This window comes from Candidatus Hydrogenedentota bacterium (genome assembly GCA_035416745.1).
GTDB lineage: Bacteria > Hydrogenedentota > Hydrogenedentia > Hydrogenedentales > SLHB01 > UBA2224.
On sequence record DAOLNV010000002.1, the window covers coordinates 110,771 to 125,280 of the forward strand.

At 60.8% G+C, this 14,510-nt stretch carries 8 protein-coding genes; 5 read left to right on the forward strand and 3 right to left on the reverse strand.

The features are described 5' to 3' along the window. A partial coding sequence (locus PLJ71_01590) for a hypothetical protein (GenBank protein HQM47345.1) occupies window positions 1–1,210 on the reverse strand: 1,210 nt, incomplete at its 3' end. After that, the gene (locus tag PLJ71_01595; protein ID HQM47346.1) at window positions 1,203–2,342 is read right to left on the reverse strand and encodes a substrate-binding domain-containing protein; all 1,140 of its coding nucleotides are present in this window, start codon (window positions 2,340–2,342) and stop codon (window positions 1,203–1,205) included. The genes PLJ71_01595 and PLJ71_01590, both read right to left, overlap by 8 nt. Window positions 2,343–2,910: 568 nt before the next feature. On the opposite strand from PLJ71_01595, the gene PLJ71_01600 reads away from it, so the two are divergent. The 4 genes from PLJ71_01600 (at window position 2,911) to PLJ71_01615 (ending at window position 11,931) form a co-directional block, all read left to right on the forward strand. Continuing rightward, window positions 2,911–5,946: a glycosyl hydrolase gene (locus PLJ71_01600; protein HQM47347.1), complete on the forward strand. Its 3,036-nt coding sequence runs from the start codon at window positions 2,911–2,913 to the stop codon at window positions 5,944–5,946. Window positions 5,947–6,086: 140 nt separating this feature from the next. Further along, window positions 6,087–7,967, forward strand: coding sequence for a hypothetical protein (locus PLJ71_01605; protein HQM47348.1), 1,881 nt, complete (start codon window positions 6,087–6,089; stop codon window positions 7,965–7,967). Between the two features lie 110 nt (window positions 7,968–8,077). After that, entirely contained in the window at window positions 8,078–10,810 is a 2,733-nt protein-coding gene (locus PLJ71_01610; GenBank protein HQM47349.1) for a hypothetical protein, read from the forward strand. A 119-nt stretch (window positions 10,811–10,929) separates the two neighbouring features. Then, window positions 10,930–11,931: a hypothetical protein gene (locus PLJ71_01615; protein HQM47350.1), complete on the forward strand. Its 1,002-nt coding sequence runs from the start codon at window positions 10,930–10,932 to the stop codon at window positions 11,929–11,931. A 142-nt stretch (window positions 11,932–12,073) separates the two neighbouring features. Here the strand turns inward: PLJ71_01615 and PLJ71_01620 are convergent, their stop codons facing one another. After that, window positions 12,074–12,928, reverse strand: a complete 855-nt coding sequence (locus tag PLJ71_01620; protein HQM47351.1) for a cyclic nucleotide-binding domain-containing protein — start codon at window positions 12,926–12,928, stop codon at window positions 12,074–12,076. A gap of 144 nt (window positions 12,929–13,072) precedes the next feature. Between PLJ71_01620 and PLJ71_01625 the strand changes: the two genes are divergently transcribed. Beyond that, window positions 13,073–14,221 (forward strand): PilT/PilU family type 4a pilus ATPase, encoded by a 1,149-nt coding sequence (locus PLJ71_01625; protein ID HQM47352.1) that lies wholly within the window; start codon window positions 13,073–13,075, stop codon window positions 14,219–14,221. Window positions 14,222–14,510: the final 289 nt, after the last annotated feature.

Here is a 14,510-nt window from a genome sequence, read left to right on the forward strand (position 1 = left end):
TGATGAGCGGTTCCCAGCGCGAACGGTTGGAGCGCATGAACGTGGCGTCCCGCGTGAGCCAGTAGTACTGGGCCAGTGCACGCAGCTTCCAGCCCGTAACCGCGTACTTGTGCTCCGGGATGGAATGGTCCAGCAGCGAGAGGAGCATGGGTTCCGACTCATTCGAAAAGCCGAACAGCATGAAGGCGCCAACCGTGCGGCTGCCCTCCGTGATGTATTCCGTGTGGTAAGCGTTACCGGCGCTGTAATTCACCGTATTGTCGGTGACAATCGCGAAATTCGCGGCCAGAACGGCGCGCCATGCGTTGTTAACGACAGTTTCAGGCACGTCGAGCGCCACGCCTTTGTTCAACAGGCGCTGCCATGCGGCCACGCATTGCCGCCGCTGGTTGCGGTATTCACGTCCGGAGAGAAACGATGTTGTGGAGGGCATTGGCGCCGCTGCGGTGAACACGGCCAGGACCGCCTCTTCGTTGGCCCTGATCGTGGCATCCAGCGCTTGTTTCGCGGGGTCCCACTGCCAGGTCGAGCCCGCCCATACGCTTACCTGCTGTTTGTCGTCACACAAGTGATGTCCGGCAAGCCGCAACGGCTCGGGCGGTTCCACCAGCGCCGAGACCTTTCCCTCTTCTCCGGCATCGAGCGTGAACCGCACAAACGCCACGGCATGAGCCGCCAGGGAAGGGTCGACGCTCACGAAGGTCTCTTGCCGGTATGTTGCATCCCCTTCGCGGTAGCTCATCTCGACGATGGGCAGGTAACCGCCGGCCAGCCGCGGCCCGTCAAGGTTGGCCAGGTTCCCGCCAAACGCAACCTCGCCCGAGCCCACGCGAAAACAGACCGGAACTCCCGCGTCGTTCCACGTTTGTGCGCCACCCTTCGCATTGATGGCGCTGCCATTACTCACCAGCCGGGCTTTGCATCCATTGCGGGGAGCCGCAAGAACGATGGGGTAGTGCCGGAACGCGGCGTTGACATAACGCAGCGGCGGCATTGCCTCAGCGAAGAACTCGTAGCTCGGCCCGCCGGCCTGGCGCATGGCGGCTTCGCCCAGGATGTCCGTTTTCGCCTCAATGATTTCATCGATGCCCGGTAAGTCACATCCTGTCCTGGTTTGAGCGGAGGCGGCCGGTTGGCATACAGCGGCGCAGGAGCCGAAAACCATCATCACTGCCAGAGGCGCCAAACCGAGTTTCAAAGCTCTACTCATCGCTCATGCCCTTCTCTTCTTCACGGGGCCGTTTGAACTCGACGGGTATCAGAATCCTGTCCCGCTCCAGAGGCTTGCCGTCAACCAGGTCTCTCAACATTGCGCCGATCATCGCGGCAACGTCTTCGACGGAGAGCCTGGGCTGAACGTGGGGGTAGGGCGAGTGTCTCACCCGGACGGTGGCATGGTCCCAGAAGGCGATCTCGACGTCCCGGGGAACAGTCAGGCCCATGCTGGAAACGGTCGCGGCGACAACATGAGCGAGCCGTTCAGAAACGAGGAGGAAGGCGGTGGGGCGTTCGGGCATCTGGAGCAATTCGCCGGCCAGCTCGGGGACCACGCCGATGTCAGGTGGCAGGGACCGGTGGATGAGCGCATTGTGCGGCAACTCCGCTGCCGTCAATGCTTCACTCACACCATCGAAAAAATCATTCGCGCCCGGCCCGCCCGTGGCCACCATGAACAACGCCATCCGCCGGTGCCCGCGGCTGACCAGGTACTCCGTCAGCAGTCTGCCCGCGCTGCGCCGATCCAGGTCCACCCAAGGATTCGAGCGGCCGCCGCCGTAAAATGAACCGAAGGCCACCAGAGGCAGGCCCGAACTGACCAGGCAACAGTTGACTTCACGAGGACAACCTATGGACACGATGCCGTCGACGCAGCCTGTTTCCTGAATGGCCGCTATCAACCGGCGGACGTAGTCAAGGCCGCCCTTGTCAGACACAAAGTTAAACTGGACATTCGCGCCCGGCACTTCTCGCCGAAGGCCCTCGAGCATCGGCTCGAAGGGAAAGTCGGACAGATTCCTCGCATTCTCAGACCGCAAGACACAGAATGTGCGGACCTTGACGGGATGCTCGACGGGGGCGCCAGGCCCGACGAAGGTGCCCGACCTGCGCCGCCGAACCAACACTTGACGGCCGGAGAGCAGCCGCAGCGCTCTATCCATGACCCCCTTGCCGACGCCGAACAGGTGTTGCGCTTCCTCGCATGTCAGATACCGGTCACCGGGCTCCATGCGGCGAAGACGAATGTCCTCGACAACTTTCTCAGCCAATTCACGGACGGCTGACGAGTAATTGCTCTCAGACCCCGGTACGTCCTCGCGCTCTTTCGAAACGGACCCATCCATTACCGCCCCTCTTGCCAAAGGCACACGCTGCGGCCATAGCGCGGAAATGGATGTGATTTTGTAGTTATTACTTGCATCCTACTCTTTCAAGGCCCTTAAGAGCTGCCGAACTGGTGCTTTTAGAAGATTATAACATGCTTGTGTTAAAGAACATCTATTGGTCTTGCGCGTTCTCTGTGTAATAGTGGAAATCATTATAGAGCGCTATTGTGCCGTCGTTACTCGAGGAAAATCAACTGTCTTGGAGATTCGTCATCGTTTGCGGTGGGATGATTCCGCGAAAGCAACCGGGAATCGGGGGCTTTCCCGAAGAGAATAGCGACCGGGATGTCCCCAATCGCGTGCACGCCATGGAATGACTGGGACGCCGCTTGTTTACCTTCACAGGCACGTGTTCTACTGGCTGCGGGGGCATTTCTGCGGCTCATGTTGTCGTGGCGGTTGACCTCTTTCCTTGAATCGTGCTCAAATGCCCGTCAACGACACACGACGCCTTGATCGGGTGCTCCGTCCGTCATTTCTGCATTCGCCAGACGCTGGCTCCGTGTGCAGCCAACGGGAGAACGCCGTGGAAAAGAAACTAGCCGCCACAGTCGGCACTGCTTTGTTCTTGGTTGTGCTGGCCGGTGTTGCCGCCGCATCGGAAGCATCGTTGGACGATATCCGTTCGGCCTTCGCGCAGCCGCCGGTGGACTGCAAACCCCACACGCGGTGGTGGTGGATGGGAAACGCCCTGCGCAAGGAAGACATCGCTTGGCAGCTCGACCAGATGCAGGCCCAGGGCATCGGCGGCGTTGAACAGATCACCATGGGAGCCGTCTATGAGAAGGGCAACCATGATTACCTTTCGCCGGAGTACTTTGAACTGCTCCGGTATGCCGTCGAACAGGCGCGCGACCGCGGCATGGAGTTCTCGGTCAACTTCGGCGGCCCGGGCTGGATTTGGGGCGGCGACTGGGTTCCGAAAGAGGACCAGAGCAAGGTCCTGCTGGCCAGCATGATTGCTCTTGACGGGCCCCGGACATACGCGGGACCGCTCCCGCTGGCGGCTGCGCCCAATCCAAACGACCTCCCGCGTTCTACGCCCGCCATCGCCCCCGAGGACCGGCTCCTCAAGGTAGTTGCCGCGCGTGTTGTGGACGGGCGCCTTGAAGCGGGTTCCGTGGTTGACATCTCTTCGCTGGCCCGAGGCAGAGACATAACCTGGGAGGTGCCGGACGGGCGGTGGCAGCTCATGGCGTTCTGGCTGACTCAGAGAGACAACGCCAACGCGGTCGACCATCTCAGCGAGGAGGCCATGGGCCGCTATTGCGAGGCGCTGGGCGCCCAGTACGCGGCGGCAATCGGTCGGCACTTCGGCAAGACCGTCGAGTCGTTCTTCGGCGACAGTTTCGAGGTGCCCATCTACCGCAACGGGATCTATTGGACCGATGGCCTATTCGACCGGTTCAAGGAAGAGAAGGGTTACGACCTCGTACCATGGCTTCCGGCCTTGTGGTGGGATGTGGACAACTTTTCTCCGAAGGTCCGTTACGACGTGAACGAGTTTCTTCACGAACAGGGCATGCGCGCCTTTTTTGGAACCTTTCTCGCATGGTGCGGGCGGCACAACGTGCGCGCCCGCATCCAGCCCTATGGGTTCGTCACGGACGTACTTGAAGGAGCCGGCGCCGCCGATATCCCGGAGGCCGAAATCACGGCCGGCGAGAAAGACGCGGTTCCCTGGTTTGATGCGCGGATTGGGCCCAGGGAGTACGTGGCTTCCGGCGCGCACCTCTATGGACGCCAGGTCGTCACGGCCGAAGCGTTCACGTATCTCCACTGGGAGCCCTATCGCGCCACCCTCGAGGAACTGAAGATTGCTTCCGACGGCTACTTCCGCGCGGGCGTCAATAAGCTGTATAATCACGGATATATCGCTTCGCCGGAGCGCGGCATCGTTCCCACGCGCGGCTTCTTCGCAGCCATCCGCATCAGCCACGAAAACATCTGGTGGCCCTACTATCACTGTCTGGCCGAGTACACCGCGCGGTGTTGCGTCCTGCTTCGCCAAGGCCAGTTCGCGGCCGATGTCGCGCTCTACTCTCCCCTGGCTAACCAGTGGACGAAAAGCGCGCTCAACGCGCGCAAGTGGACGCGCGAGTTCGACTGGGGCGGCATGGGCCAGTTGCTGATGGCCAACGGATACAGTTTCGATCTCGTCAATGACGACATGCTGCAACACGGGTATGCGGCGGAAGGCGCCCAACTCCGGCTGGGCCCGATGAGCTACGGCGTCCTCATCTTACCCGATGTCTCCGCGCTCCCGGTGGAGACGTACAGGAACATAGAGGCCTTCGTGCGGCAGGGCGGCAAGGTAATTGCTCTCGAGCAAGTCCCCGGCGCATCCACCGGTATGCGGGACTACGCGCAGAACGACGAGGAGGTGCGGCGAATCAGCGCGGACCTGTTTGAGAAATCCGCGGGCCGGAACGGCGTTGGCGCGAAGGACTGCGGGAAGGGACATACATGCTGCCTCCGGCTTGTGATGCATCGCGACGACCAACTCGATTGGCGCAGCGCTCCCCTCGACCCGTTCCTCAAGGTCTTGCGGCAGTATATCCTCCCCGGCCTGGACATTGATCTGGTGGCTGCGGGCCTGAGAAACAACGAAGGCCTGACCTTCACTCACCGCCGCGCTCAAGAAGCCGACATCTACTTTGTGGCAAACATACAGCCGGCGCCGATCAACCTGCGGACAGGTTTCCGCGTGACGGAGGGACAGCCCTGCTGGTGGAACGCTTACTCTGGCGAACGCCGGCCCATTCTCGAGTTCACACGCGATGGCGAGTACACGCGCATCCGCCTGGCAATGGACCCCTACGAGTCGCGCTTCATCGTGTTCGAGCGCGCGCCCGGCGCGTCTGAGCCCGCCCATGTAACTCAAAGCGATTTTGTGGAGATTCAGAGCGTTGAGGACGGAACGATTGTCGCCTTGGCCGCGCGCAATGGTTCCCACACCTATGAGATTGCCAAGGGTGACGCAGCCCGAAACGGCATCGAGGCGGTTGAGGGCCTGCCGGCCGTGTATGAGGTGAACGGTCCTTGGGAGGTCGCGTTCTCAGGCGAGGATGCGCCCTCCGAAGTCCAGATATGGCCGGCCCTCAAGTCGTGGACGGATGACGCCCGCCTGCGCCATTTCAGCGGCCGGGCACACTATACCGCCGCATTCGACCTGCCGTCCGGCTACGTCTCCGAAGATACGCGCCTCGAATTGTCGTTGGGTTGCGTAGGGGCCGTTGCCGAAATCAGCCTGAACGGCCAGAATCTGGGCGTCCACTGGATTCGCGGGCAGGATTTCGTCCTCGACGGCGCGGCCCAGCCCGGACGCAACATCCTTGAAGTTGACGTAACCAATACCCTTATCAACCGCGTATCAGGACTCAAATCGTTTCCCGAAGTCCCGATTGATCTGCAACCTACGTTTGGCAAGGCCATCCACGAGTCCACCCCGTCAGCGGACGCCCTGCTCGGGTTCGAACCGCTGCCGCCGTCGGGGTTGTTGGGACCGGTCCGCATCACACCGCTAAGGCGGGTAAGAATCAGTCTGGGTGAGGAAAAGTAACCGTCTCTAACGCCCCTTGTTTGAGCTGGGGCTCATAGCTTTCACCGGGAGTTCCGGCATGCGCCCGCTTGCCGTAACGCGAGGTCCGGAACACAAACCGGTCGGCGCCATGTGGACTTTCGGGAACAATAGCCACTATCATGTTGGGCATAATGAGCTTATACACGCTAGCCCTGATCTTGATGATGGCGCCGTTGGCCGCCGATGAGCCGGCGCCGCTCCGGCTCGGACAAGATGCCCAGGGGCCGTGGTGGATGCAGCAGACGGCCCTTACGCCCACCGGCGGGTTGCGCCTCGACGGCAAGCCGTGGTGGGAGAAGGCCGCCGCGATTGAGCCGGGGGATTCTTTTCTTATCGATGATGGCCGCGGCCTTGTGCGGCGCGAAACGTTCAAGGATCGCGGAGGACGTACCCAGGACGCCATTGTCTGGGTGATTGACGACGATGAAGACCAGAGTCTCGCGGCGGGCGGCGACCGGGATTCGGATTGTTACGTCGCGGATTACAACCGCGACGGGACGGTCGACCGCATCGTCGACTACATCGACAATGACGGCGATAACGACCCTGACGAGATGGACATCCGCTACTTCGTGGGCGGCGAACTTCGCTACTGCTGGTTCGGCATGGACCTCGATGACGACGACCTCATGTGGAGTCTGCGCGGCTACGAATACGGCGGCGAAAGCTTCTTCGAGAGTGACCCCCACGGCGACAACATGATCTTCATGAACAAACTGAACACGGTGTCTGGGGGCTGGTCGGCGATCTCCGAATGTCCTTTTGCGTTCTATGACACCGACGCCGACGGTTACAGCGAGATCGCGGTCCGGTGCAGCGCCGTCCCGCTCGATTACGACCCCAATGTGGACCCCGATTACGCGAACGATTACGGCCATTTTGGCGCTCCATGGGACGCTTCCCTCGCCCGCATCGGTATCGTGAACATCCGCTATAGTTTCGATGTTGACGGAGGGAGTTCGGCAGCCACGCCGCTCCACTATGATGTAGGCTTCAATCTTGTCGGCGCCGCGCCCTACGAGTATCCGGGAATGGAGCATTTCAACCCGAAGCGCCGCCCTCCTCAGGTCGCAATCGTCACGCCGTGGGAGGGTCTGCGTGCCATCTGCGATGCCTATGCCGCGCGCGAAACCGGCTTGAGCTGGCACGAACACAGCGACGACACCATCGCCATTGGCCATGGAGAAAACCGCGACGCGGATTTCCGGTGGGAAGGGGTGTTCTGGACCTGGGAACGGCGCTTCATGGAGAACACCGGCGGGCCGAATCAAAAGTGGAACGTGCGGCGCGAATTCAGCGCCACGCCCGCCGTGGAACGCGCACTCTACTACAGCGGCATCGACCGCCGCATCCATCTCAAGCACGCCAGAGAAGGGTGGTTGCAGGTGGGGCATTTCGCGGGCCTTGGAGCCATAGGCGAAATCCGTATGTTTGATACCGACGGCAACGGTTACTTTGACCGGTGGGAATACGACTTCGGCGACTGGCGCCGGGTGGCGAGCGTGTCCGACGAACGAGCCGAGAACTTGACTTGGAACTTCCAGGACCTGAGCAAGCGCTACATGGAAACTGTCCTGCCGGCGGCCACCGCCGCCAACCGGCTTCTCATGGATGCGATGTCCGCGGTACGGCCATTCGGGCCCGAGCCCAGACTCGCTGAGGCCGCAAGTGGAAATCCCGGCAACTTCCAGCGCTATTCCCAGGATGTGCTTCGGGAATTGCAGTACGCCGATTTCTACACCTACTGGTCAGGGATTGCTGCGCACGTTCTCACGAACCAGCCTGTGGATGACTTGCGTCAACTGGATGCTCAAACGCGCGCATCACAGCGCACCTCGCAGACGGCCTGGGAACTGCGCTGCCTGTTGTCGCGCATCGATGCGCTGTACTACCAGGGGGAATTGGAGGAGGCCGCCAAGCTCATCCAATCCTCCGAGGCGTCTTTCAGCATTTTCGCCGAGGAACGCGGGCAGGAACAGCAATCCAAGGCGTCTGATTAGATTCGATGGTGCGGGCTTGAGATGCCCGCCCAATGGTCATATCGTACGGCTCGTTGTCTGTGGCCATACCCAGTTGCAGCCAGGTTTGCCCCACTGAAGGAGTCTTTCCGATGAGAACGCTGACGGTGTTTGGCTCTTTCACAATGCTTTCGTTGACGCTGTGGACTGCGGCCCCGGTTGCCGAGCCAATGGCCGCGGCCGAACTGGAGAGCCTTGTCGGGCAGCCGGTCGATATCGCGCCGTGGACGTATGCGTGGCGCGCCAATCTGGCGGTCCAGGACAAGCCGGAAGCCTATTTCATCCCGCGGCGCTTAGAGCGCCTCGACAAAGTCTACCGAACGGCATTCACCGCGCTTCCGCGGGAAGAATTGAAGAGCATCTACTACGACATGCCGGATTTGTTGAGCCCGTTGCCCCCGCAGCCCAAGGGCCTGTTGCAGGCGGGGTTGCTTTGGACAGGAGGCGTGGTGGATTGCCGCGTGGAACTCCAATGGCCGGCCGGCGCAACGCGGATTCCGTCGCCCGAGGCCGTTGAGGTTCGCATTTATCCCACGTCGTACGGCTGGTTTGGATGGACCGTCGACAAGATTCTCAGCAATCCCGAAGTTTCCCAAGATGGGCGCACGTGGACCTACAAGGGTGATCCGGCGGCGAAGATGGACTGGGCCTACAGCACCCGGGTCGATGCCGCTACGGAAATGGTTGCCGTATTCTATGAAAAGGCCGAAACGGGGGACAGTGCTCCTTATCCCGTGCCCGATATCCGCGTAACCGGCCCGGGTATAGGGACCTGGAACCGGATGGATGTGGAAATCGAGTGGGGGTTCCAGCCGGGAGCCGAGAAGTGGGACTTTGACGGCTGGCTCGAGGCCTCGGTGGCAATAGTTGGTCCCGTCGCGCCCCTGCCGGAAGACAAAGGAGTGACCGTCACCGGCGGGTGCAGGTGGCAGTCGCGAGCGGGGGATGGCGCAGCACGGCGAGGCATTGTCGTGCCGGTGCTTTATGCCTCCGGCAACCGTCCGGGACTGGATAGCCGCGTCACGGTCTGGATGAGAACGACAGGCTTCACGTTTCGCGTGAGCGACCTGGAAAACGGCTCGATCCTGCTTCCCCGCCACGGCGTTTTTGTGACGCGAGCCGGCAGCGGGCAAACCGCCCGCCAGTTCTCCGCGGAGCTGGCCGCGAGAAACCTCAAGAGCGTCCGGCAGATGACCCGCGAACACCGCGAGGCCGCATCCTGGAACGAGCTGATGCAGGAGGTCAGATTGTGGACCTGCCCGGACGGCGCCGCCCTCATGCCGTTTCCTCCGGTCGAGGACCCGCCCATGCAGGTGCAATTGCCGGATCCCGGCTGGGCCGGCGCCTGGCGGGCCGCGGCCTTCCAGTTGAGAGGCGAGCACATGTGGGGCGGCCTGGCATTCGAGGTGGGCCGCGTCGCCCACGAGATGGACATGGTCGGTCTGCACGCCGAGGCCGACAAAGTCTATGAACACTTCTTGAAAGCCCCGGGTGCGAAGCCCGACGGCGATTATACGGATGGCGACGGCGCCCTGGAGTGGGCTACGTCCATGAGACATGACATGGGATACAGCCACGATGGCACGCATGCCTCGACAGGCAGACTTCTCTTCGCCATGGCGGAACGCTGTTTCCTCACAGGCGACAAGGAGTGGTTCCAGCGGAACCGTGCCCGGATGCAAGCAGCGGCGGATTGGATTATTCGCCAGCGGACCCTTTACATGGAGGATGTCCCCAACCGGGAGAAGTTGCAGGTTGCCGGGCTGATGCCGCCCTGCATGTTGGGCGATTATGCAATCCCCAGCTGCGACTGGCATTGGTACTACATCGACAACGTCTTGTCCCTGCAGGGGCTCCAGCGCTTTGCCGACGCCCTATCGGAGTTCGAGCCGGAAACCGGCCGCACCTACCGCGACCAGGCCGAGGCGTTTCGGGAAGACCTGCGCCGCGCGGTCGAGCGGGAAGCGGTCCTGGCGCCGGTGAGACTCGGGCGCGACGGCATGTTTCACAGTTACCTTCCGCGCATGGCGTACGCCCGAGGCCTCACGGGTCCGGAGTTGGGCGCTCCCCAGTTTCCGGAGTGCGACCGATTTATGGGGGCGCTGCCGCTGGCCGAACCGTTTGCCGCGCTGGATGCGACAGATCCCCGCATGGTTGATACCCTGGACCTGATGGAGGAGCTGGGGACATCGGCCAGCGCGGTGCAGGAAAAGGAAGAAGCGCGAAAGAGCAAGGGACTTCCAACTGAGGACGCCTGGTTCTGGAACTGTTTTGTCATTCTGCCCAAGGCCTCGTACAACGCCAACACCTACCTCCTGCAAGACGACGTGCCCAACTTCCTGCGGTTCTGGATGAACTCGTACGCGTCCGTGGTGGGCGCCGATGGAAAGCTCTGGGAACATTGGCATCTGGGCAACTACGACCCGTGCAGCGCCCCCGACAACGGCACTGCGGGCTGGTTCATGGAAAACTTCCGCAACCTGTTGGTGATGGAGGAAGGCCAGTCCCTGTGGGCGGCACGGGCAACGCCGCGGGTCTGGCTCGAGCAGGGCAAGAAGATTGCCGTTAAGAATGCCCCGACTTACTTCGGTCCGTTCGCTTACGAGATCGTCTCGGACGTCGACAACGGGAAGATTGCCGCCACAGTCGATATCCCCTCTCGCACCCCTCCGCAATCGGTGCTGCTGCGGCTTCGCCATCCGAAGACGACGCTTATCAAGAGCGTGACGGTCAACGGCCAACCTTGGACCGATTTTGACGCGGAAAAGGAATTGGTTTGCCTGCAAGGCCTCCAAGGCCCCGCCAAGGTGGAGACCTTCTACTGACATTCAGCCCCGGTGACGTTCCGCCAGCCGTGTGCGCCGGGCGGCCGCGTGTCCTCGGAGCTATAACCGCATAAGTTCATTCCTGTAAACTGTTCACGGGAGGAACAAAGAGTGGTGTCATGATTGCGATTGGAACGAGATTCTCGCGCGCCGCCTGGGTCGTGGTTGTCGTTCTCTGTCTCGGCAACGTCCATGCGGCGGAGACGGACCAGTACATGACCTGGGGGGTGATACTCAAAGACTCCTCAGAAGCCATCAACGCCCATGTGAACGCCGAGATCGAGAGCTTTCTCGCTGAGATGAACGCTGAGGAGAAGACGCCCTGCACGCCCGAAAACGTGACGCGGAAGATCTATCTGCACCTGTTCAAAGGGCTTCATGCGTCTCAATTCCGGAATTGGCTCCATCATTCCAGCGCGGTGGACCGCTACCCCGATTCCTCCGTTTCCCATTTTCGATATGAGCGAATGAGCATTTACCGGGCACGGTCGTTTCCCTACATGCTTCCCCTGTCGCGTACGGTTCGCCTCGGCGACGTATATTGCGGGACGGACAAATTCGGGCATTTCTTCGGGTTTGGGCGCCGCTACTACAACCAGTACCTGCGGCTGCGGACCTTCGGCAAGACCGAGAACGACGCCATGGAACAGATCATCCGCGACGGGCTGAGGCGCGAGCGCGTAACGGTCGGGGGACTTGTGGACGGCATCGTCTCCTATGCCGATATCGAAGCGGGTTTTCAGGGGTTCCTTATGGCGCGCGACTTGTGCGGCGGCGAAAAGCCGTTCCTGAAACTCGAGAATGGCAAGTGGACCATGGTTCGCCCGATTGACATGCGGCAATACGTGGTTCCGGATTTCGACGAATCGTTCAATCCGTCTCATTACCAAGCGCTTCGCAAACGGTTCGTGCTGCCTCTGTTAGAACGGGAATACCGCGACAAGATGGCGTTGCCGGAGGTGCAGGCACGTTTCGCCCAGTACAAACTCCGCGAACCCAGCTTCTGCCGCCAGACGATCCAGGCGTATCTCGGCGAAAGGAAAAAGAATCCTCAACGGGACCAGCACCTGCGAGCCTTCGGCGTCGAACCGGGATGCATGAGCTCCTGCGCCTCTCAGTAGGGGTCTTTTGGCGCCGGACTGATACCCGACGCCTGGCGCAAAGCCAGGTGCTGCGCTTCGCTGACATTGGCGGGGCATGTAAGCCCTCATGCGAAAGGGCGAGACTATTCCGGGGTGGCAATCGAAACTCACATGAGAAGACTCAGTGCCAGAAATGCTTTGCCCCATTCTTCTTGATCGAGGTCATAAAAGCGACCTGTTCGTCGCGGCTGAGGCGTTTCACGAGCTGGTTCGAGTAGTGATCCCAGGAAAACCGAAGGATGTCGGCTTCCCCGTCGGCCATCGCCGTGGCCGACCATTCTTTGCCTTTCTCCCCCTTGTTGGGGAAGATGCCGATGAGATCAGGTGCGCTGGTGGACTTTGCGCCGACGTCCTTGCGAATAAGCTTCAGCTTGCCCCGGACCAGCAAGTAGCCGAGGCTCTTGCAGGGCGCGCCCTGCGTGAACAGCGTATCAATCTCTTTCAGGCGAACACGCTCGGCGAAACAAGGGAAGGGAAGACATACGCGAAACCGCAACTCCTCAGGAAGATCCGCGAAAAGAGGCAGGTTCACAATCTCCTTGAACTCGAACCGTTCCCAGATCTGCCGCTCGACCGCATTGCGAAAGGCGCGGTGAGCGTCCTCCGGGAGCTCCTGCTCGGCCGCTCGATAGAGGTCCTCCCAGTAGAATTGCGCCGCTACCGCGCTACCCTGCGCACGCACCGTAGCTGACCGGATGTCAAACGTCTTGAACTGGGCCATTTCGCCGAGCAGGGCCGGCGCCGCAATGGTGATGGACTCCTTTTGGCCAGCCTCGACGACGACGCGGCCATCCACCAACACGTACCCCGTGTCAAAGGAAAGATAGCCTTGGTTGATGAGCGGTTCACCGTCGTCATATTGAAGGAGATCGGAAACATCAAGGAAGACCTCCGCTGCTTGATTTCGGGCCTCCTGTGGCAGTTTGCTGAGCAGTTCGAGTTCGGCTATGCGTTGTATAGCAACCGCTGTTTCCACGATGGCCTCCTCAGGCGGCGCAGCCATGCCGCTCATCCGGGTCCTGAAACGAAGCTCCGCCTTATCCCCGGATGCTATCTTGCCGATGCGTTTCCCGGTGTTATAATAATCCCGTCACCGCCACCGTTCAAAGGAGGTACGCTGATGGCCCCAGAACTCCTCTTCCAAGCGCGGCACGGTCGGAGTCCGCTTAATTTGCGGCGCATTTTGTCCTACGCCGTTAAACTGGGCGCGTCGGACGTCCATCTCAAGGTTTCACGGCCGCCCGTGTTGCGCGTCGATGGCGCCTGCCGGTTCGCCGGGGAAACGCCTATTACTCAAGAGAACATGCTCGGGTTCCTTGACGAACTCATGACCGAGACGGAGAAGCTGCGGTTTCTCGAAACGGGAGACGCCGACCTTGCCATGAATATGGACGACGTCGGACGGTTTCGGGTCAATGTACTCAAACAGCGCGGAACAATCGCCATTATCATGCGCCACGTAAAGGGGAAAATACCTAACTTCCGGGGGCTGAATCTGCCCGCGGACGCGGTCCAGAAGATTGCTGATTTCCGCCGGGGCCTCATTCTCGTGACGGGAACGACGGGCAGCGGCAAGTCCACCACGCTTGCGGCGATCATCGACATTATCAACCGGAGCCGCCCTGACCATATTGTGAGCCTTGAAGACCCCATCGAGTTCGTCCATGAGGACATAATGAGCACCATAACCCAGAGGGAAGTCGGCATCGACACCCGGGATTTCAAGACAGCCCTCCGGGCGCTTATGCGCGAGGACCCCGACGTGATCCTCATCGGCGAAATGCGTGATGTGGAGACCTTCGAGGCAGCCATACATGCCTCCGAGACGGGGCACCTTGTCTTCAGCACGGTTCACACCACGAATGTGATGCTGACCATCGACCGTATCATCGACCTGTTTCCGCCCGCGCAGCACCAGCAAGTCCGCGCCCAGTTGTCGCATCAATTGCGGGCGATCATGTGCCAGCGGCTTGTGCCGGCGGCGGACGGTTCGGGGCGCATCCCGGCCGTCGAGATCATGTTCAACAACCCCGGCATCAGCGCGCTTATCCGCGACAACAACATCAAGCAAATCCCGGGGGCGCTGGTCTCGGGAAGAGAAGACCATATGCAGACCTTCAACATGAGCCTTGTCGCGCTTACGAAACAGGGTCTTATCACCGAGCAGGACGCGAGCGCCGCATCCGACAACCAGGAAGAATTCAAGATGAACATGCAAGGCATCTATGCCAGCTCGGGAGGCGGCGGCATTCTGAAGAAGAAAGGGTGATAACCGCGGGCGCGCTCACCCGGTCTTCCGAGAGGCTTCTTTGTCGAGGGACAAGGACGCGCATCGCAGACGGCGTTTCTTGAGCCCGTGGCGCTTCGGCTTCGCTTATCCCCGGTTTCGGCAACGACCGCAAGAACAGGACCCTTAACCTGCCTTCCGGCCAAGGCAAGGGCAGAAATGCCCCGAAGCAATTCGTATCGCTGCGGCCTGTCCGTTTCGTGGACGACAATCAACACATGGCCGTCCATTACAATCAATGCGATCTTCTGACCGAACTGACTCCTCTCCC